Here is a 19606-nt window from a genome sequence, read left to right as displayed (position 1 = left end):
ACGCAAGCGAGGAAACGTCCGATGCCGGCCACACTCGCGTGAGCGCCAGCGCCAAGGATCGCCGAAGCCTGTTCGGCCATCTCGCGCTGTTCACGGCGCTTAATGGCGGGTACGGCGCGCTGTCGCCGTTCCTGCCGCTGTTCCTCGAACAGCGCGGATTGTCGGCGCAAGAGATCGCCTGGCTCCTGGCGATGGCGATGCTGGTACGGATGGGTGCCGGGCCGGTGGCCGGACGGATCGCCGACCGATGGGGGATCGTCGGCCCGGTCTTCGCTCTTACCGCCGCCCTGACGGGAGTGGCGGCCTCGGCCCATCTGGCGGTTGCGGGATTTGCCGGTCTCTTCATCGTCGCTCTCGCCTATGCGGTCTTCACCGCGCCCCTGGCCCCGTTCGCCGATGCCCTCGCCCTCTCGGCCTCGGAAGGTGGGCGACGCTTCGCCTATGGCTGGGTGAGGGGGGCCGGTTCGGCCGCCTTCATCCTGGCCACCAGCCTCGCCGGCATGGTGGTGGTGACCGTCGGAATCAGAGGCGCGATCCTCCTCGGGGCGGGGCTCTTCATCGCCGCCGGCTTCGCCGCCTGGACGCTGCCGACCCAGTCGATCGCTGGGTCGGCGAGACCGGCCGCAGGGCGAGGCATGATGATCGTCCTGGCGAACCGGCGGTTCGGGCTCGTTGTTCTCGCCGCTTCCCTGATCCTCGGCGCCCATGCCTTGCACGACGCTTTCGCGATGATCCTGTGGAGCCGCCATGGCATCACGCCGGATGTCGCCGGGTTGCTCTGGGGGGAGGCGGTGGCGTCGGAAATCGTGGTCTTCCTCGTCGCCGGCCCATGGATCCTGGCGCGGCTGGATCCGGGTCGGGCGATCGGGCTCGCCGCCCTCGTCGGGGCGCTGCGATGGGGGATCAGTGCCGAGATTGTGTCGCTGGCCGCGCTCATGGCGATCCAATGCCTGCATGGGCTCACCTTCGCGCTCCTGCATCTCGCCTGTTTGAAGGAGATCGGCCGCTGCGTGCCGCAGGACCTCACCGCCACGGCGCTGACCCTCTATGGTCCCCTCGGCCTTGGCCTGTCCTCTGCCCTGTTCACGCTTGCGGCCGGTCCGCTCTTCGCCGCTTACGGGGCGTCGGGGTTCTGGGTCATGAGCGGGGTCAGTCTCGCGGCCCTTCCGGTGGCAGTCCTTCTGGCACGCGGCGAGCGGTCGCGATCGGGCGAGAGAGTACATAGATAGAACATGGTTCCCATGCAGAAGAGCCCATGCCCAGCGTCGCCGATATCCTAATCCCGCTCGCGCTCGACAACGCCTATAGCTACGCCGTGCCCGCAGGGCTGGTCCTGTCGCCGGGCGATGTCGTGCAGGTGCCGCTCGGGCCGCGTGAGACGGTGGGTGTGGTCTGGCAGGTGGCGGAGAGCCCCGGCGGCTCGAACCTGCGGCAGGTGACGGGGCGAATCGAAGCGCCGCCCCTGTCCGACCCGTTGCGCGAACTCGTGGACTGGCTCGCTCGTTACACCCTGGCGCCGAAGGGCTCGGCTCTGGCCATGGCCCTGCGCCTGCCCGACGAGGCGGCGCGCGGCGAGACCTCGCGGATCGGCGTCCGCGGTTCGGGCAAGCCGCCCGCCCGGCCGACCGCGGCGCGGATGAAGGTGCTGGCGGTCACCGCCGATGGGACGATGCGCGGCAAGAGCGCGCTCGCCAAGGAGGCGGGCGTCTCGCTCAGCGTGGTCGACGGCCTCATCGATGATGGCGCCCTCGAAGCCGTGGCTCTGGCACCGGAGCCGGTGGCGCTCCCGCCCGATCCGGACCACGAGCGCGTCCCCCTGTCGGAGGCGCAAGACCAGGCGGCCCGTGACCTCATCGGCCTGGCCTTTCCCGCGCCGGAGGATGCGAAGGCGCCGACGATCCTCCTCGAAGGCGTGACCGGCTCGGGCAAGACCGAGGTCTATTTCGAAGCCGTGGCCGAAGCCGTCCGGCGCGGGCACCAGGCCCTCATCCTGATGCCGGAAATCGCCCTGACCGCGCAGTTCCTCGACCGGTTCGCCGAGCGGTTCGGCGTCCGCCCGGCGACCTGGCATTCCGGCATCGGCTCGAAGCGCCGCGAGCGCCTGCGCGCCGGCGTGGCGGCGGGCGAGGTCTCGGTGGTGGTCGGTGCGCGCTCCGCCCTGTTCCTGCCCTTCACCGATCTCGGCCTCGTCGTCGTCGATGAGGAGCACGAGGCGGCCTACAAGCAGGAAGACGGGGTGCATTACCATGCCCGCGACATGGCGGTGGTGCGTGGCCGGCTGGAAAACTGCCCGGTGGTCCTCGCCTCGGCGACGCCCTCAATCGAGACCAAGGTCAATGCCGAGAAAGGGCGCTACGCCCATATCGTCCTGCCCGAACGCTTCGGCGGGCGGCGGCTGCCGGATATCCACGCCATCGACATGCGCCTGGACAAGCCGGAGAAGGGCCGCTTCATCGCCCCGCCCCTGGTCAATGCCGTCCGTGCCACGATCGAGGCCGGCGATCAGGCGCTTCTGTTCCTCAACCGGCGGGGCTATGCGCCGCTCACCCTGTGCCGTGCCTGCGGCCACCGCTACCAGTGCCGCAACTGCTCGACCTGGCTGGTGGAGCACCGCTTCCGCAAGGCCCTGGTCTGCCACCAATGCGGCTATGCCGAGCGCCGGCCCGATGCCTGCACCGAATGCGGCACGTTCGACAACCTCACCCCCTGCGGGCCGGGGGTCGAACGCATCGCCGAGGAGGTGACGGAGCTGTTCCCCGACAAGCGCATCATCGTGCTCTCCTCCGACTTTCCCGGCGGCGCCGAGCGCCTGCGCGCCGAGTTGCAGAGCGTGGCCGACGGGGAATGCGACATCGTCATCGGCACGCAATTGGTCGCCAAGGGCCATAACTTTCCGCACCTGACCCTGGTGGGCGTGCTCGATGCCGATATCGGCCTGACTTCGGGGGATCCGCGCGCGGCGGAGCGGACCTTCCAGTTGCTGCAGCAGGTGACGGGCCGTGCCGGTCGCGGCGAGAAGCCGGGGCGTGCCCTGGTCCAGACCTACCAGCCCGACCATCCGGTCATCGCGGCCCTGCTGTCAGGCGACGCGACGCGGTTCTACGAGGAGGAAATCGCCGCTCGGGAAGCGGCGGGACTGCCGCCCTTCGGGCGTCTCGCCGCCCTCATCGTCTCGGCCAATGAGCGCGAGACCGCCGAGGCGCATGGACAGGCCCTGGCCCGTGCCGCCGATCCGCCCGATGGTGTGATGGTGCTGGGTCCGGCGGAAGCGCCGCTCGCGCTGATCCGGGGGCGCTACCGGTTTCGCCTGCTGGTCAAGACCGAACGGGCCGTCGATCTGCAGTCGTATCTGCGCGATTGGCTGAAGCGGGGACCGAAGGTTCGCGGCAACGTGAAGGTCGCCATCGACGTAGACCCTCAGAGTTTCCTATAACCCTGGCCTGACGTTCGCTTGGGTAGCGTTCGACCTGAAGACCTAACGCCCTGAAGATCTTCGACCCCACGAGGAGTGCTGCACGTGCTGACCTACACCAAGAACCCGGATTCGACCGTCGCGGAAATCGTCGTGGATGGGCAGATCACCGACCAGGACATGAACACCGTGATCGCAGCCATGCAGGCCGACCTCGACAAGGGCGGCAAGCTCAAGCTTCTGGAGGATGTGCGCGAGTTCAAGGGCATGGAGCCCGCGGCCTTCTTCAAGGACGTCCGCTTCGGTCTCGCCATGATGAAGGGCGTCAGCCACGTCGCGCTCGTCACCGACGCATCCTGGCTGCGGATGATCGCCGATACGTTCGGCAAGGTATCCCCGGCGCAGATCAAGTCCTTCGACCGCGCCCATATCGATGAAGCACGGAGCTGGCTCGCCGCCGCTTAACGCACCCTACTCGGCCTGGGCGGTGCGCGTGGTCTGACGCCGCGCCGTCCAGCGCCCCGAGCAGAGCGGGGAAACCTTCCAGGTGCCGCTGCCCGAACGGGCGTCGAGCCGGCCGGAAGCCGCACCGCTTGCGCCGCCATTCGAGACATTGAGCCCCACCGTTCCGTCGGTGCCGACGCGGCCGGTCATCGTCGCGCGGTCGGCCGACGAGATGAGCCGAACCTGACCGTCCTGGACCGAGACCGAGTAGCTGTAGCGGCTGTCGCAGATGCCACTCTCGGTCACGAGCTCGACGGACCACGCGCCGTTGAAATTGCCGCCCTCGCGGCTGACGGCCGGTTGAAGATGAGCGGATGAGAGTCCGGCTCCGAGCGCCAGCACAGCCACGAGTTTCGACATGTTTCCCCCTGAGTTGAGATAGTTCACAGATTCCCACGGGCAGCCTTTCGGCGCTCTTGAGAGGAATCCTGCGTTCTGTGAGTTGTTGGATTGTATAGATCTAGGATGCTCAGGGCAAATTTATGGCATCGGCCAAGGTAAGCTTCGCCGTTCTCGTATGCAGATGGTGTCGAATGCTGAAGCGAAATGTCGAGCGGGAGCCGACAAAACAGGCGCGGCGTGACATGGCGCGCAAACTATAGCCAAGCCGGGATCGCTTCGATGTTGGCAATGCTTCGGTGCCGAGCGACGGCACCTCAGATGAACGCTCGTTTCAACGATCGAAATAGGCCTGCAACGCGTCGCGGTCCCGCGTGATCGGGAGCGCGAGGAGGGCCAACACGCGGGCCTTGTCCGGTGACAGGTCATCGGCGAAGACGGCGCCCTCCGCCTTCAGGGTGCTTCCGCCGCCTGGGAAGCCGTAGACCGGCAGGGCGCGGCCGTTTTCCAGCTTGGTGGCGATGACGATGCCGACACCCTGGGCGATGGCGCTCCTGATCGCATCGAGGAGCGCGGCATTGACGTTGCCCATGCCGAGGGCGGCCACCACGATCCCTTCCGCGCCGCTCTCCACGGCATGGCGGATCTGGCTGCCATCGGCACCGGCATACATCGCCACGATGGCGATTCTGGCGAGCCGTTCGGGCAGCGGCAGGGTCTGCCGTCGAAGGGGCGTCCGGCGGATCACCACGCGATCCTCGTCGACGGTGCCGAGATAGCCGGTCTCGCCCGAATGGAAGGTCTCCACATTGTGGGTGTGGGTCTTCCTCACCTCACGCGCGGCGTTGATCGCGTGGTTGAGCGTCACCGTCACGCCAAGGGATGCGGCGGCGGGCGTGAGGATCTGGCGAACTGCATTGAGGAGGTTGCGGGCCCCGTCACTGTCGGGGTCGGAGGCGTTGCGCTGCGCGCCGATGACCACGACCGGCTTGTCGCTGCGCAGCGTCAGATCGAGGAAATAGGCTGTGGTGTCGAGGGTGTCGGTCCCGTGCAGGACCACGACTCCGGCGATCTCCGGATCGGCGAGCAATCCCTCGACGGTCCGTGTCAGCGAGGGCCACAGGTCCGGGCCCATCTCCGCGCTCGGGATGTTGGAGAACTCCGTCACGGTGATCCGCGCGAGCTTCTCCAGGCCCGGCGCGGCGGCGACGAGGTCGGCTCCGGACAAAGCCGGCACCGGTGCATGGGTCACCGGGTCGGTTTTCATCGCGATGGTGCCGCCTGTGGCGACGATGGCGACGGTGGGGAGAACAACGTCCGTCACCTTTTGCCTCAGTCGTTCAGGGGCCGCGCTTCCTCGGGCAGCATGATCGGGATGCCGTCACGGATCGGATAGGCGAGCTTGGCCGAACGGCTGATCAGTTCCTGGCGCGCGGAATCGTACTCGAGCGACTGCTTGGTCAGGGGGCAGACCAGGAGTTCGAGGAGCTTGGGGTCGACGCGCGTGGCTTCCACGGCGTTGGGGATCTCGTCTGCCATCGTGTCCTATCCTCGGGTCAACGGAGTCACTGCAGGGTCGGTTCGGACCCCGATCCGCGCACCAACTCCATCTCGGTCACCGCAATCAAGACCTCGGCGCGGGTCTTGAGGTCGGCCGCCTCCAGCATCGCCTGTTTTTCTCGCGAGCCGAACGGGCTCATCATGCAGAGGGCGTTGACGAGGGCTTCGTTCGGCGCCTCGTCGATCCCGGCCCAATCGACCTTGAGGTCGTTGACCTCGACGAAGTCCCGAAGCGCCTTCAGCACGCCCTCGCGGTCCACTGCCTCTTCGCCGGCCCTCGGTTCGAAATCGCTGAGGAAATCGTCGTAGGAGACCTGGCAGCGGCGGTAGCGGGTGGTGGTGGCGAGCTCGCTCTCCACACGAAACCGGCTGATCCCGGTGAGCGAGATCAGGTAGCGCCCATCACCGGTCTCGGCGAACTGGGTGATCCGGCCGAGGCAGCCGACGCGGAACAACTTCGGCGTCATCGGCGACGATCCGCTCTCCACGTCGGGCTGGATCATGCCGATGACCCGATCTGTCCTCAGCGCGTCGTCCACCATGGCGAGGTAGCGCGGTTCGAAGATGTTCAGCGGCATCTGTCCGCGAGGCAGCAGCAAAGCGCCGGGCAGAGGAAAGACGGGGATGACGCCGGGGCAATCGCCCGGTCCTTTATAGCCCGAATGGGTGCTCATCGCCTGTCTCCGCCCTGGCGTTTCTGCGTCACGCGAAGACCAGCGTCGAAAGTCGTCGCCGGCCGCGGATCGAGGCCTTGTCCATCAAGCCCCAGGCCTCGAAGAAGGTCAGCAGCTGCTTGCGCGCCGCGCCATCGTTCCAGGTCTTGTCGCGGCGCTCGATCTCGATCAGTTCGTCCACAGCCTCGTCGCGCTTGCCGAGCCCGTTGAGCCCGAGGGCGAAGTCGAACCGGGCCTGGAAATCGGCCGGGTCGGCGGCGATGCGCTTCTGGAAGACGCCGAGATCGCCGAGGGACGCCGCCTGTTCGGCGAGCTCCACCACCGCGCGGATGCCGGCGAGGGCCGGGTCACCGGTTTTCTCCGGCGGCGCCATGTCGAGGATCTGACGGGCGTTGGCGATCTCGCCGGCATCGAGCTGGATCTTCGCGAGCGCCGCCAGGGCCACCAGATTTCCCGGCTCCTCGCCCAAAACTGCGGCATAGAGCTCGGACGCACCGGCGAAATCGCCTTCACCGAGCGCGACCTCCGCCTCGGCCATCATCGCCTCCACCGGCGTCGGGCCGGCGGGGCCGGCGAGGCGACCGATGAATTCCTTGATCTCACTCTCCGGCAGCGCGCCGACGAAACCATCGACGGGACGCCCCTTGTCGATGGCGATGACGGCGGGGATCGATTGCAGCCCGAGCTGCTGGCTGATCTGGCTCCAGATCGCCGGATTCTCGTCGATGTTCACCTTGGCGAGGATGACCCCGCCCTTGGCGGCGGTCACCGCCTTCTCGAGCAGCGGCGTCAGCTGCTTGCACGGGCCGCACCACGTGGCCCAGAAATCCACCAGCACCGGCTGTGTCATCGATGCGGTGATCACCTCCTCGCGGAAGGTCGCGGAGGTGACATCCTTGATGAGGTTCTGGGGGCCGCCGGCGGGGGTCGCCCCGGCGGTGGAAACGTCGTTCAGCATGCCATCCTCAACTCTAGCGGCCCGATCGTCGGCACGAGGCCGGTCTCGCCGATCACATATCACCGAGCCCTAGATGGGCGCGATGTCGCAGCGAGACCAGAGCGCCTTCGCGTCTATCCCGCTTCTCCATGCAAGACCCGGACGGCTCGTCCGCCTCAGGGCTTGGGTGCGGTCGGCGGGGCCTTCGCGTCGGTCACGAACCGCGCCTCGTACCGACCCTTGGCGGCATTCGCCTCGCAGGTGATCGCGGTCTTTCCCTCGGATGGCGTGCTGAAGCTGCAGGAGCCGACGGCGACGAGCGGCCCACGGACCACCCCTTCGCTGGTCGTCTCGCTCGGCACGACGAGGTTGATCGGCTGAAGCGCGTCGGTCTCCTCGGTGCGCTCCTGTTGGGCGCCGCTGCCGCTGAAGCTCAGGCCGCGCCCATCCCATGCCGAGAAATCGAAGCTCGCCCGGTTGCGGGACACGGTGTTCATCATCGTGTCCTTGCAGTTCTGGGTGATGTCCAACCCGGCGATGATCAGCTTTTCGCAAGAGCCTTCGAGCTTGATCGCCGTCTGGGCCGATGCAGGAACCGCCATCGCAAGCGCCAGACAGAGGCCGGGCAGGCTCGAGCGGGTCGCGGGCCGAAGAAAGGAGGATCGTGTCGTCATCACGCAGATGTATGTCCCCCATTCGATCTGTCGAGGGCCGATCGCGTCGAACCGCGTCATCTCAGGCTCCGAAGCGCGAGGCGCGATCATTGGGCGCGTCGAGATCGAGTTCGGGGCCTTTCGGCACGATGCCGGTCGGGTTGATGGTCGGATGGCTCTCGTAATAGTGGCGCTTGATGTGGGTGAGATCGACGGTCCCGGCGACGCCCGGCAGGGCGTAGAGGTCGCGCAGGTAGTGCGACAGGTTCGGGTAGTCGGCGATCCGGCGCAGGTTGCACTTGAAGTGGCCGACATAGACCGGGTCGAACCGCACCAGGGTCGTGAACAGACGGATATCGGCCTCGGTGAGCGCCGAGCCACAGAGGTAGCGCGTCCGGCCCAGGCGCTCGTCGAGGGAATCGAGTTCCGCGAACAGGGCGTCGAAGGCTTCCTCGTAGGCCTCCTGCTTCGTCGCGAAGCCGGCCTTGTACACGCCGTTATTCACAGCGTCGTAGACCCGTGCGTTGATTGCATCGATCTCGCCGCGCAGCGCCTCCGGATAGAGATCGGGTCCAGTCCCGCCGAAGGCGTCGTTCAGCATCCTGATGATTTCGGAGGATTCGTTGGACACGATGGTGCGGCGCTGCTTGTCCCATAGGATCGGCACCGTGACCCGGCCGGTGAAGTCGGGCACGGCCGCGAGGTAGACCTCATAGAGGCGGCTCGCGCCGTTCACCGTATCGGGCGTCGCCCCCGGCGTGTCTCCGAAGACCCAGCCGTCCGGCCCCATCAGTGGATCGACCACCGAAACGGAGATGGCGTCCTCGAGACCTTTCAGTGCGCGGACGATCAGCGTGCGATGGGCCCAAGGGCAGGCGAGCGAGACGTAGAGGTGATAGCGCCCGGCCTCACCCGGAAAGCCGCCTTCGCCGGATGGGCCCGGCTTGCCGTCGGTTGTGACCCAGTTGCGGAACTTCGCGTCGGTTCGCTTGAAGCGGCCGCCGGTCTCCTTGGTGTCGTACCATTTGTCCTGCCAGACGCCGTCGACCAGAAGTCCCATGCCCAATCCCTCTCCCGTGCTTGGCTCGATTCAGATGGGCCACGCATCTTCGCCGAGTAGGGCGGGACGACTGGATTGCGCGTCGTCCCGCTCCATCTGGCGGGAATGAACGAATCCCCCGGCGGCCCTACATCCGATCCCCTTATCCTCACGCTGGAGATGGACAAGGCGGCCTTCGCGCATTTCGACGGGTTGAGGCGGCGGCATTTCCCGGAAAAGCTCAACCATATCCCGGCCCATGCCACCCTGTTCCATCATCTGCCGGGACCCGAGGAGGAGAGCATTTCGAGGACGCTCGCCGAACTGACGGCCGCCGAGCCGCCGGTCGTCGTCGAGGTGACCGGTCTGCGCTTCCTCGGGCGCGGCGTCGCCTTCACGCTTGCCTCCGACGTCCTCGCCTCGGTCAGGGACGGCATCGCCCGGCGCTACGGCGATGCATTGACCGCGCAGGATCGACAGGGCTGGAGGCCCCACGTCACCATCCAGAACAAGGTCTGGCCGGAGGCCGCGCGCGCGCTGCATCGGGCGCTGGAACGGGATTTCGAGCCGTTCCGTTTCACCGCGACGGGGCTTCTGCTCTGGCGTTACCTTGGCGGACCATGGCAACAGCAGGGACGCTTCGCCTTCGGGCGGGCAAGTTCGCCTTCGGGCGTGGAAATCGATCGAAGGACGACCGGATGATGAAGACCGCACCATGAAGGCTCCGCTTCCGACCTATCTCAACCATCCGCTCTTCGACCGGGCCACCGCCCTGTGGCTGCGTCTTCGCCTCAACGAGGTCGGCCCCCTGGTGGCCCTGCTCGGCGTGAGTTGTCTCGGCTACGGCTTCTTCTATCTCGCCGACGAGGTGGGGGAGGGATCCACGGCCGCCCTCGACCGCAAGATCCTCCTGGCCCTGCGCAACCCGGCCGACCTGTCCGACCCGATCGGACCGCGATGGCTGGAGGAGACCATGCGCGACATCACCGGCCTGGGAAGCGTCTTCACCATCACCTTCGTCACGCTGAGCGCGGTGGCCTATCTCGCCACCACCCGGCGGCACCGTATTGCCGTCTTCGTTCTGGGCGCCATCGGCGGGGGGCTCCTCGTCTCCACCGTGCTCAAGATGTTCTACCACCGGCCTCGGCCGGATCTCGTCCCCCACGGCATGGACGTGTTCACCGCGAGCTTCCCCAGCGGCCACGCGATGATGTCGGCGATCGCCTACCTCACCCTGGCGTCGCTTCTCGCCCGCGTCGATCCGAACCGGTCCGTGAAGGTGCTGGTCCTCATCGTCGGCGTCGGGATGACGCTCCTGGTCGGCGCCAGCCGGATCTATCTCGGCGTTCACTGGCCGAGCGATGTGCTTGCCGGCTGGTGCATCGGCGCGGCATGGGCCTCGCTCTGCTGGTTCGTCGCGCTCATTCTCCAGCGCAAGGGAGAGGTCGAGGCCCCCGATCCGCCTCCGGGATGACAGCATTCCGCGCTTTGACGCGTCGAACGACGGCGTGGCGCATTGCGGCCCATCGATCCCCTGACCTATGGTCCCGCGCATGAACCTTCCAGCCCCCGACCTCGCGCTCGACCTGCCGTACCGGCCCTGCGTCGGGATCATGCTGATCGCCCCGAAAGGCGGCGTCTTCGTCGGCCGTCGTCGCAAGGAGGCGGGGCCGGAACATGTCGACGGCGACCTCGCCTGGCAGATGCCGCAGGGAGGGATCGACGAGGGCGAGGCCCCACTGGCGGCTGCCCTGCGTGAGCTTCACGAGGAGACCAACGTCTCGCCCGGTTCCGTCACGCTTCTGGGCGAATCGTCGGGCTGGCTCGCCTACGACCTGCCGCCGGCCGTGCTGAAACAGGCCTGGAAGGGCCGTTATCGCGGACAGACGCAGAAGTGGTTCGCCTTCGGTCTCGTCGGGCCGGAGACCGAGATCGACGTGATTTCACCTGGCGGCGGTCTCCACAAATCGGAATTCGATGCCTGGCGCTGGGAGCCCATGGCCGGACTGCCCGATCTCATCGTGCCGTTCAAACGCCCGGTCTACGAGGCCGTGATCGCGGAATTCGCGGGCCACGCCGGTTGGAGCGAACAGGCACAGAGGGTCGCTCCGTCGCAATGACGCGATTGTGGTGGATCCCGGTTTCCCTGGTTCTGGCGTGGTTCGTCTATACGCTGACGCCGTTCTGGATGCTCTACGACCTTGCCCGGGCCGTGCAGGCGCGCGACGTGGGCTATGTCGAGCGGCACGTCAATTTCCGCACCCTGCGCCAGTCCATGATCCGGCAGGTCTCCGCAGCGGCCGCTCAGCCGCGCGGCGAGGCCAGTGCCGAGGTCCCACTCTCCTCGGACAAGCAGCGACTGATCGAGGCCGCTGCGGCCCTCGCCGAACCCTTGACCGAATCCCTGGTCACGGCACAGTCGGTCATCGACCTTCTCGATGACGGCATTCCGCAATCCCTCGATCTCGGCCCCCTCGGTGGGGATGGGGCGTGGTCGAAGGCCGAGCACGCAAGCAGCGCCGCCGGGTTGAAGATCGAGACGATCTTCCGGCTGGTCCCGTACTACTTCGCCTCCGACATGCGGGGGTTTCGTGCCCTGGTCATCGCCGTACCCCCCGAAGCGCCACGGGCGCAGCGGTTCCGCCTGCGCCTTCGCCTGCGTGGATGGTCGTGGCGGCTGGTCGAGATCGAACTACCGAGCGAGCTGCGGAACCGCATCGCCAGCAAGGTCGCCCGTGCCCGGAACCGGCCCGACCAGGATGCCGCGCCAGCTCCTTCTCCCTAGGGCATCGCTTTCTCCCTGGGGCATCCTTCGATCTTTGATCGGGGCCGGACCGGTCCGTCTCTTCTCAATGCACCGTGTCGGGAAGCCGGCGGTTGGTGAAGCGGGCATTGCCGAGGCCGGTACCGATGGTGAGGACGCCCCACCGCGCGACGTCGGTCATGTCCGACATGGCCGACAGGCCCTGCATCACGGCGTCGTTGTGCATGAGCACCATGGTGTCATGATCGCCGATGGTGGGGATCGCCTCGACGAGCCGCTCGGTAAGGTTGAAGCGGCTGCTCTCCCAATTTCCGGGAAGGTTCTGACCGCCGCGTTCGATGGTTCCATCGGCGGCGATGACGCCGGGGCACCCTACGCCGATGAACGGCGCGAGCTTCAGGCGCGACCGCTCCGCCCGTGAGATCAGGTCGTTCAGCATCGCGATCAGCCGGTCCACCGCCTCGTCACGGCTGGGAGCCGGATCCTCGTCGCGGTGACGCCAGAGCTCCGAGCGCCAGATTTCGGCGCGTGACAGGTCGGAGGCCTTCTTCAGGTTCGTGGAGACGACTCCGGCCCTGATGTTGCTCCCGCCGATATCGACGGCCAGGAGGCTGTCGTAGCCCGAGAAGATCCAGGATGGCGCGAGGTGCACGGCTCCGATCAGCCCCGCCTCGTCGGGATGATGGCGAATCGGTTCGAGCTTCAGGTTGAGGCCGCCGGCCCGGAGGATCACGCTCGCCCGGTCGATGGCCAGACGTCCCGCGAGACTGTCGCTGAAACCTCCACCCACGACGATGCTCTGCGTGTCGCGCCACCCCTTCTGGCGGAGGAAGCGCCGCACCACGGTGGCGAGCTCCTGCGCGAATTCCTCGACCGCGCCGAAAACCACACCGGCGGCGAGCGGAGGGCCGTCGATCAGCAGATCGTCGAGACGCCGCTTGCTGAAATCGCGGCTCGCTTTCGCCCCCAGCGGATCGGGGCCGAGCTTGCGCAGCTTTTCCCGCCAATCCTCGATGAGATCCCGGAACGCCGCCTTCGACACGCGATCGCCGACGAAACCCTCTCCGTTCTTCAGTTCGATATTGTAATCGTCGAGGACGACCGAGGGCAGATCGTTCGACGCGTGAGAGATGCTCGATCCGCGCGTTGCCGTGTCGGTGCCCATTCTCGATCGATCCTTTTCACCAAAGACGAAGGAAACGTACGGGGGCTCGAGATAGCCTTTGTGGAGACCCGGCCACCGCTGGTCCGCCGCATCGAAGCGGAATGACCAGCAATGCAAGCATTCTTGTCGCAGGTCCGTTCCCTCGCGGGCCCTGGCACAGAGGTTCTACCTGCGGGAACGGCCCCTACGAGGGAAGGCGGTCATTTGGGCTTGGTGGGCGCGGCCTCACCGGCCGGCGCCTTCGGCTGGCGGGCCTCCATCAGGTCCTCCGCCTTCTCCTCGTCCGTATCGCCGCTCTGCTCGATCGCCTTCTCGGGATTGGCGGCCAGCGCCTTGATGATCGTGACGAGACGATCGCATTCGCTCTCGTACTTGTACGTTTCCAGGATGATCGCGGCGTCGCGCAGGGTGCGCAGGTCGCGCACGGCCTGTTTGTTGGCCGTCTCGCGGAGCTCGGTCTTGCCCGCGATGGCCTCTTCCAGCTTCGCTCCCTTCACGTCGCACGCGGCCTTCGCGTTCCCCGTCGTGTAGGCGCTGAGCGTCGTGCCGAAGAGGACGAGGGCGGTGGCGAGAAGGGTGCGCATGGGGAATGGGGCTCCAAGTAGGCGGGCGCGGAAGGCGCTCAGGCGTAGTGTGGGAAACGGCGCAGCAGGCCGTTGGCGAGGGCAATGAGTTGGCTCGGCCGATAGGGCTTCGGCACGAAGATTGATTCCGCTACCGCATCCGCCTGCGACAGGCTTCCGCGACCACCCGAGGTGTAGATGACCGGAAGGTTCGGGCGCAGGCGCCGCGCATGACGGGCCAGGGTGAGGCCGTTGGTGTTGCGGGCCAAATCGATATCGGTGAAGAGCAGGTCGATGCGTTCACGCGCCAGGATGTCCTCGGCCTCTTCGGCATCGGCGGCACTCAGAACGCGATAGCCTTCGTCGATAAGGGCCTCGACGGCCAGTTCGCACACCATGGCTTCATCCTCCACCACGAGGACGGTTTCGGCTCCGCGGACGGAGGCGAAGTTCGGCACCGCAAAGGCAGCGTAAGCGACAGGGATCATGACGCAACTCCAACTCACCCGGCTTGGAATGACCATTCCGACGCCGGATCGTCACACCAACGGGGCTCACGGCTTCGATGTTCGATCCCGTTCATTCGAATTGCGCGGACTTGGTAAGCAATGCCTTAACCCTACCGGACCGGTACCGGTCGTCCCGGGACGGAACGGGGCACCGGGCAGGCGCGCGCTGCCATGAGCCGGTCTCGGAAATGAGCCGGTCCCTGTCATGAGCCGTTCCTGGCATCTGGGCTTCGGCCTCATCCTCACGGCCCTGGCCGGCTACGTGGACGCGCTCGGGTTCATCCGGCTCGGCGGCTTCTACACGTCGTTCATGAGCGGCAACACGACCCAGTTCGCCGTGGCGCTGGGGCGCGACACGCCGTTTCTGGCGATCCTGCCGGGTCTCCTGATCGCTGCCTTCGTCCTCGGCGCCCTGTGCGGCGGCGGGCTCTCGGCGTTGACCCCGGCGCGGTGGAGCACGCCGGTCCTCCTCGGCTTCGAGACCGTCCTCGTGTCCGGCGCCTATCTGACGGCGGTGGAGGATCCCGGTCCCGGCCACGCCTCGCTGCTTCTCGCCCTGGCCATGGGCGCGCAGAATGCCGTCCTCGCCCATGTCCAGGGGTTCCGGGCCGGCACCACCTTCGTCACCGGGGCGCTGTTCAGCACCGGGCAGAAACTCGCCACCGCCCTGGCGGGGCGCGGCCCGCGCTTCGGCTGGGTCGGTGACGGGCTCGTCTGGCTCTCGCTGCTCTGCGGTTCGCTGGCCGGAACGGTCGCCTATGGCCGCTTCGCGTTGTATGCCCTCGCCATTCCCGCCGGTATCGCCGGTTGTCTCGCCCTGGTCGCGACGGTCATGACCGTCGTGAGATCGGCGCCGGACGCCGCATCCGCGACCTGAGAGGTTTTCACCGATGAGCGTGAGCGCTCCGACACTCTTCGATCATGTCGTCCCGCTGGAGGCCGGCGCCCATGTCACGGGAGCGGTCTGGCTGAAGGATGTGCTGGCGCTGGCGCTGGGTGACGGGGCCGTGCTGCTGGTCGGCCCAGAGACGACCCGGCGCGTCGAGGCCCATCCCGAGGCCGGCATCCTCGTGGCGTCCGGCGATGGCCGCCGGATCGTGACGGGTGGTGACGATGGCCGCATCGTGGCCACGGCGGCGGACGGTGACATGACGCAAGTCGCGGTCGCCAAGGGCGGCGCCTGGATCGACGCCCTGGCGCTTCATCCCGACGGGGCGATCGCCTACGCGGCCGGTCGCAACGTCGTCGCCCGCGATGCCAAGGGCCGCGAGAAGATCTTCGCGGCGCCATCCACCGCACGCGGCCTCGCCTTCGCGCCCAAGGGCTACCGCCTCGCCGTGGCGCATTACAACGGCGCGACGCTCTGGTACCCGAACCTCGAAACCACGCCCGATTTCGTGGAATGGAAGGGCTCCCATATCGACGTGACCTGGTCGCCCGACGGCCGCTTCGTCGTGACCACGATGCAGGAGAATTCGCTCCACGGCTGGCGTCTCCAGCCCGATCGCGGCCACATGCGGATGTCGGGCTATCCCGGCAAGGTCCGCTCGGTGAGCTGGTCCGGGGACGGCAACTGGCTCGCCACCAGCGGAGCGGAGGCGGCCATCATCTGGCCGTTCGACTCGAAGGAGGGCCCCACCGGCAAGGCGCCGCGCGAATGCGGGATCCGCCCGGCCCGGGTGACGCGGGTCGCGTTCCACCCCAAGGCCCTCGTCCTCGCCATCGGCTACGAGGATGGCTGCGTCATGCTCGTGCGCTTCGCCGATGCCTCCGAACTCCTGGTCCGGCCCGCCACCAAGGGCGGGGCGATCTCGGCTTTGGTCTGGGACGGGCGCGGCGGCCGGCTCGCTTTCGGCTGCGCGGACGGCATGGCCGGCATCCTGACGCTGCCGGGTTGAGGCGATGGCACTTCTCGGCTTCGGCCGTCGGCGTGACCCGCCCGACGATACCGCCCGGCGCAACGTCGAATCGTGGGTCCGCGCCCTCGTCGAGCCGGAGAGCGTGGTGAAGGTGAACGAGATCCTATGCCCGGACCCCTCCTGTCCCGGCCTGGAAACGATCATCCTCGTCCTGCGGCCGGGGCGGAAGACCCAGGCGGCGAAGGTGGAGAAGCCCCTGGGCGAGGTGACGCGCGCCGAGGTCGAGACCGCCCTGGCGGGTGTGCTCTGATCGTCCGGGAACCGCCGCGCGGCTCGGCCTTTTGTCTGAACGACGTCATGAGGGATGAATCGTGCTTCGTGTGATCCGGACCCTCGGCCTCGCCCTCGGCCTCCTCGGCGGCATCGTCGCCGCGCAGGGGCCGGAATTCGCCCAGCAATACGCGCAGCGGCTCGGTGGCACCCTCGATGAGTTGCGGCGTTCCCTCGCCGCGCTCGACGCCGACGCGGCGGCGAGTGGGACCGACCGGCAGGGCGCCGTCGACCGCCTGCGCGGCAACGGCGACACCCTGGTGGCCCGCCGCGGCGAAGCCGCCCGCGCGGATATCGAGCGCCTCGCGCATCTTGATGCGCAGAAGCGGGCCCTGACGGAGGCAAGCGGGCCCCTGGGACGCTTCGCGGCGCTGCTGCGCGACCCGGACATGTCCCTGGTCCGCGCCACCTACCAGGATTACGTGCCGGCCGTTCCGGCGAGCGCCGACGGGATCATCGCCGGCCTCCTCGGATTTCTGGCGACCTGGGCGGGCTGGCGCGTGCTCACGGATGTCGGACGGCGGCTCAGTCCGGCGCGGCGACAACCCAGGACCGCCTGAATACACGCGGCGGAGGAAGCGCGTGTGTTGCATGGCATCTACAGCGAATGTCCGCGCCGTGGACTACGACTCGACCGGTAGCGCACGGATGGACTCGTGGCGCCGTTGAACGGCTGCAATCGCACCATGCCTCCCCGCGCGACCACGTCACGACCCCCGATCGACCCGGCCCTCGACGCCGCGGCCCTGCTGCGGCGGGTGGGCTTCTTCGGCCTGTTCGTGCTGCTTCCGGTGGCCGCGCAGGTGGCCCGCCGCGCCACCGTGATCCTGGCACCCATCGCCATCGCACTCATCGTCATCGCCAGCGCCATCGACGGGAAACAGCGGCCGCTGCGGCTGACGGCGACGCGGATGCTGACATCCCCGACGTTCCTCGCCGGTGGGCTGGTCATCCTGTGGTCGGCCCTGTCCCTCGTCTGGACGCCGTTCCTCGGACCGGCGACGGAGCGCCTGCTCAATGTCATCGCCACCATCCTGATGACCCTGGCCGCCTATCTCGCGCTGCCGGACCGGATGCGCTCGGCCAACCTCTATCTGCTGCCCCTGGGCGTCATCGCCGCATCCATCGTCTCCATCCTGTTCGGCCTGTTCGGGGATACGCTCCTGCGCAACATGCCCGAAGATCAGAGCTCGGTGGATCGCGGCCTCACGCTCCTCGCTCTGCTGGTCTGGCCCTCCGTGGCATGGCTGCGCTCGCGTGGGCGTGACCTCGAAGCCCTCGGCACGGCCATCCTCGTGGCGGTCGCCCTCTCGTTCTCCTCCAATGTCACGCAGATCCTGGCCCTCGCCGTCGGCGCGGTGGCGTTTCTGCTCACCACCTACCGTCCGCTCGTCGGCGTGCGGGCCGTGGCCCTGATCTGCGGTGGCCTGCTGGTGAGCGCCCCTTTCCTGCCGTTCATCGCCCGGCCCATCGGGATCGTCGCCTTCGGTCCGACGGCCCCCGGCGTCCTAACCATCAAGGCGTGGCAGAAGGTCGTGACCACCGAGCCGGTCCGCCTCGTGACCGGGCACGGGTTCGAGACAGCCTCGCGCGGCCGGTTCGTGAACCTGCTTCCGAGCAATGCCCCGACGACGATGCTGTTCGAACTCTGGTACGAACTCGGGATCGTGGGCGCCTTCGCCGCCGCCTTCGCCCTCCACGCGGCGATCCGGCATAGCGGGCGCTCGGCCACCGCCGCCGCGCCCGGCGCCATCGCACCGGGTGCGATGGCCATCTTCGCCAGCGCCTTCACCATCGCCTGTATCGGCGTCGGCCTGACGGCGATCTGGTGGATCACGACGCTGACGATCACGGTGCTGGTCTTCATCGCCGTGGAGCGCGGGCAGTTCCGCACGCGTCGTCCCAAGGCCAGCCTGCTCAGGCCGCGCGCCGCGAGCCCGCGCCCCGCCAACGACGATTGACCGGAGCGGCCGACCGCAGGATCCGGGCCTCAGCCTTCCACCGCCGCCTCGATGGCGGCCATGTCGTCGTCGGACAGGCCCATATGGTGCCCGATCTCGTGGACGAGGACATGGGTGACGAGGTGACCGAGGGTCTCCTCGTGCTCGGCCCAGTAATCGAGCAGCGGCCTGCGGTAGAGCCAGACCCGGTTGTGCATCTGCCCGGTCACCGTCTCGCCGCTCTGGGCGAGACCGATTCCCCGGAACAGGCCGAGCAGGTCGAATTCGCTCTCGCACTGCATCTCGCTCAGGGTCTCGTCGTCGGGGAAATCCTCGACATGGACCGTCACGCCTTCGCACAGGGCAAGGAACGTCGCGGGCAGGCGGGCGAGGGCGTCCCGCGCCAGGATCTCCACATCGTCGAGGGAGGGCGACCTGACCTCTGACCAGTCCTGAACGGCTTCGCTCATCGGATCGCCGGGAGGACCCGCTCGTTCAGGAAGGCGGCGAGATCGTTGGTGATGTGGTCGATATGCGGCTCCTTCACCGCCTCCTGCTCGAACGCCTCGCGGAACGGATCGATGGTGCGGGGAACGACGAGGACCGTCGCCATCCCGAGATCGTGGGGCACGACGAGGTTGCGGGCGATGTCCTCGAACAAGGCCGACCGGTGCGGATCGACCCCGTGCCGGTCGAGGAACCGCTCATAGGTGGAGCGCTCGGGCTTCGGGATGAAATCGGCGGCGGCGATGTCGAACACGTCCTCGAAATGGTCGAGGATGCCGAGCTTCGCCGCCACGTTCTCGGCATGGCGCCGGGAGCCGTTGGTGAGGATCAGCTTGCGGCCCGGCAATTGCTCGATGGCGTCGCCCAAGGCCGCGTCGAGGCGGATCGTCGAATGGTCGATGTCGTGGGCGAAATCGAGGAAATGGTAGGGGTCGACCTTCTCCTCCACCATCAGGGCTTTCAGCGTGGTGCCGTAGCGATGGTAGAAATGCTTCTGCAGCGCCCGCGCCGAGATCCCGTCGAGCCCATAGAGCTGCATGACGTAGAGCGTGATCCGCTCGTCGACCTGCGGCCAGACCCGCGCGTCGCTCGGATAGAGCGTGTTGTCGAGATCGAACACCCAGGTGTCGATGGTCGAGAAGCCGCGGGAGCCCGCGCTGGAGAGATGGCTTTCACCGGGAAGGAACAAGGGGACTGAACGGGGTTCGAGACGGGGGACGGTGGTGACCGATGACGATCGTCCCTGGTTACGATGAAATTGTGCCTTGCGAAAGGAAGCGCTGCCATTCGGCCACGTGCGGCAGCGGGATGGCCGAGTTGCTTGTCGCTCCTGAATTGGCTGAATAACGAAT

24 protein-coding genes are annotated in these 19606 nt (G+C 67.4%); 12 read left to right on the top strand and 12 right to left on the bottom strand.

Annotated features, from left to right (window positions below):
* The first annotated feature begins 38 nt into the window (after window positions 1-38).
* The 3 genes from ACYQOP_RS02575 (at window position 39) to ACYQOP_RS02565 (ending at window position 3877) form a co-directional block, all read left to right on the top strand.
* Window positions 39-1229: an MFS transporter gene (locus ACYQOP_RS02575; RefSeq protein WP_461221024.1), complete on the top strand. Its 1191-nt coding sequence runs from the start codon at window positions 39-41 to the stop codon at window positions 1227-1229.
* Window positions 1230-1255: 26 nt separating this feature from the next.
* Window positions 1256-3433 (top strand): primosomal protein N', encoded by a 2178-nt coding sequence (locus ACYQOP_RS02570; protein WP_419951061.1) that lies wholly within the window; start codon window positions 1256-1258, stop codon window positions 3431-3433.
* 84 nt (window positions 3434-3517) lie between these two features.
* Window positions 3518-3877, top strand: coding sequence for a SpoIIAA family protein (locus ACYQOP_RS02565; RefSeq protein ID WP_461221022.1), 360 nt, complete (start codon window positions 3518-3520; stop codon window positions 3875-3877).
* 6 nt (window positions 3878-3883) lie between these two features.
* Here ACYQOP_RS02565 and ACYQOP_RS02560 read toward each other — a convergent pair whose 3' ends face one another.
* The 7 genes from ACYQOP_RS02560 to ACYQOP_RS02530 all read right to left on the bottom strand — a co-directional run bounded on the left by ACYQOP_RS02560 (window position 3884) and on the right by ACYQOP_RS02530 (window position 9139).
* Window positions 3884-4276 (bottom strand): hypothetical protein, encoded by a 393-nt coding sequence (locus ACYQOP_RS02560; RefSeq protein ID WP_056431979.1) that lies wholly within the window; start codon window positions 4274-4276, stop codon window positions 3884-3886.
* A gap of 313 nt (window positions 4277-4589) precedes the next feature.
* On the bottom strand, window positions 4590-5579 hold the full coding sequence (locus tag ACYQOP_RS02555) for an asparaginase (protein WP_461221021.1): 990 nt from the start codon (window positions 5577-5579) through the stop codon (window positions 4590-4592).
* Between the two features lie 8 nt (window positions 5580-5587).
* The gene (locus ACYQOP_RS02550; protein WP_056431985.1) at window positions 5588-5794 is read right to left on the bottom strand and encodes a Trm112 family protein; all 207 of its coding nucleotides are present in this window, start codon (window positions 5792-5794) and stop codon (window positions 5588-5590) included.
* Between the two features lie 26 nt (window positions 5795-5820).
* On the bottom strand, window positions 5821-6489 hold the full coding sequence (locus ACYQOP_RS02545; RefSeq protein ID WP_056431988.1) for an LON peptidase substrate-binding domain-containing protein: 669 nt from the start codon (window positions 6487-6489) through the stop codon (window positions 5821-5823).
* A gap of 28 nt (window positions 6490-6517) precedes the next feature.
* Window positions 6518-7447: a tetratricopeptide repeat protein gene (locus ACYQOP_RS02540; protein WP_461221019.1), complete on the bottom strand. Its 930-nt coding sequence runs from the start codon at window positions 7445-7447 to the stop codon at window positions 6518-6520.
* Window positions 7448-7602: 155 nt separating this feature from the next.
* Window positions 7603-8160: a hypothetical protein gene (locus ACYQOP_RS02535; protein ID WP_156467899.1), complete on the bottom strand. Its 558-nt coding sequence runs from the start codon at window positions 8158-8160 to the stop codon at window positions 7603-7605.
* Window position 8161: 1 nt separating this feature from the next.
* Window positions 8162-9139 carry a glutathione S-transferase family protein gene (locus ACYQOP_RS02530; RefSeq protein WP_461221017.1) on the bottom strand — a complete coding sequence of 326 codons (978 nt, stop codon included), beginning with the start codon at window positions 9137-9139 and terminating at the stop codon, window positions 8162-8164.
* A gap of 105 nt (window positions 9140-9244) precedes the next feature.
* Here ACYQOP_RS02530 and ACYQOP_RS02525 point away from each other — a divergent pair, with 105 nt between their 5' ends.
* The 4 genes from ACYQOP_RS02525 (at window position 9245) to ACYQOP_RS02510 (ending at window position 11903) form a co-directional block, all read left to right on the top strand.
* Window positions 9245-9820, top strand: a complete 576-nt coding sequence (locus ACYQOP_RS02525; protein ID WP_461221016.1) for a 2'-5' RNA ligase family protein — start codon at window positions 9245-9247, stop codon at window positions 9818-9820.
* A gap of 13 nt (window positions 9821-9833) precedes the next feature.
* The gene (locus tag ACYQOP_RS02520; protein WP_056432001.1) at window positions 9834-10592 is read left to right on the top strand and encodes a phosphatase PAP2 family protein; all 759 of its coding nucleotides are present in this window, start codon (window positions 9834-9836) and stop codon (window positions 10590-10592) included.
* Window positions 10593-10659: 67 nt separating this feature from the next.
* Window positions 10660-11238: an RNA pyrophosphohydrolase gene (locus tag ACYQOP_RS02515; RefSeq protein ID WP_461221015.1), complete on the top strand. Its 579-nt coding sequence runs from the start codon at window positions 10660-10662 to the stop codon at window positions 11236-11238.
* A complete protein-coding gene (locus ACYQOP_RS02510) occupies window positions 11235-11903 on the top strand; it encodes a DUF2939 domain-containing protein (protein WP_461221013.1) in 669 nt (222 codons plus the stop codon). Before ACYQOP_RS02515 ends, ACYQOP_RS02510 begins: the two co-directional genes overlap by 4 nt.
* Window positions 11904-11967: 64 nt before the next feature.
* On the opposite strand, the gene ACYQOP_RS02505 is transcribed toward ACYQOP_RS02510, so the two are convergent.
* The 3 genes from ACYQOP_RS02505 to ACYQOP_RS02495 all read right to left on the bottom strand — a co-directional run bounded on the left by ACYQOP_RS02505 (window position 11968) and on the right by ACYQOP_RS02495 (window position 14098).
* The gene (locus ACYQOP_RS02505) at window positions 11968-13047 is read right to left on the bottom strand and encodes an ROK family protein (RefSeq protein ID WP_461221012.1); all 1080 of its coding nucleotides are present in this window, start codon (window positions 13045-13047) and stop codon (window positions 11968-11970) included.
* Window positions 13048-13247: 200 nt separating this feature from the next.
* Entirely contained in the window at window positions 13248-13631 is a 384-nt protein-coding gene (locus ACYQOP_RS02500; protein ID WP_461221011.1) for a photosystem reaction center subunit H, read from the bottom strand.
* A gap of 38 nt (window positions 13632-13669) precedes the next feature.
* Window positions 13670-14098 carry a response regulator gene (locus ACYQOP_RS02495; protein WP_056432015.1) on the bottom strand — a complete coding sequence of 143 codons (429 nt, stop codon included), beginning with the start codon at window positions 14096-14098 and terminating at the stop codon, window positions 13670-13672.
* Window positions 14099-14324: 226 nt separating this feature from the next.
* Here ACYQOP_RS02495 and ACYQOP_RS02490 point away from each other — a divergent pair, with 226 nt between their 5' ends.
* The 5 genes from ACYQOP_RS02490 to ACYQOP_RS02470 all read left to right on the top strand — a co-directional run bounded on the left by ACYQOP_RS02490 (window position 14325) and on the right by ACYQOP_RS02470 (window position 18269).
* On the top strand, window positions 14325-14996 hold the full coding sequence (locus ACYQOP_RS02490) for a YoaK family protein (RefSeq protein ID WP_056432017.1): 672 nt from the start codon (window positions 14325-14327) through the stop codon (window positions 14994-14996).
* A 13-nt stretch (window positions 14997-15009) separates the two neighbouring features.
* Window positions 15010-16017 carry a WD40 repeat domain-containing protein gene (locus ACYQOP_RS02485; RefSeq protein ID WP_311274194.1) on the top strand — a complete coding sequence of 336 codons (1008 nt, stop codon included), beginning with the start codon at window positions 15010-15012 and terminating at the stop codon, window positions 16015-16017.
* Between the two features lie 4 nt (window positions 16018-16021).
* Window positions 16022-16288 (top strand): hypothetical protein, encoded by a 267-nt coding sequence (locus tag ACYQOP_RS02480; RefSeq protein WP_461221010.1) that lies wholly within the window; start codon window positions 16022-16024, stop codon window positions 16286-16288.
* A 61-nt stretch (window positions 16289-16349) separates the two neighbouring features.
* Complete coding sequence (locus ACYQOP_RS02475) at window positions 16350-16868, top strand: DUF2937 family protein (RefSeq protein WP_461221009.1); 519 nt, start codon at window positions 16350-16352, stop codon at window positions 16866-16868.
* Window positions 16869-16994: 126 nt separating this feature from the next.
* Entirely contained in the window at window positions 16995-18269 is a 1275-nt protein-coding gene (locus tag ACYQOP_RS02470) for a hypothetical protein (protein ID WP_056432444.1), read from the top strand.
* Window positions 18270-18298: 29 nt separating this feature from the next.
* Here the strand turns inward: ACYQOP_RS02470 and ACYQOP_RS02465 are convergent, their stop codons facing one another.
* Both ACYQOP_RS02465 and ACYQOP_RS02460 read right to left on the bottom strand, forming a co-directional pair.
* Window positions 18299-18718: a metallopeptidase family protein gene (locus ACYQOP_RS02465; RefSeq protein ID WP_461221007.1), complete on the bottom strand. Its 420-nt coding sequence runs from the start codon at window positions 18716-18718 to the stop codon at window positions 18299-18301.
* Window positions 18715-19443: a pyrimidine 5'-nucleotidase gene (locus ACYQOP_RS02460; protein WP_207410245.1), complete on the bottom strand. Its 729-nt coding sequence runs from the start codon at window positions 19441-19443 to the stop codon at window positions 18715-18717. The genes ACYQOP_RS02465 and ACYQOP_RS02460 overlap by 4 nt, the downstream gene beginning before the upstream one ends.
* Window positions 19444-19606: the final 163 nt, after the last annotated feature.

Source organism: Methylobacterium sp. CM6247 (assembly GCF_054817925.1).
Note: the sequence above shows the minus strand (reverse complement) of the source record. Positions and strands in the feature narration are given on the sequence as shown.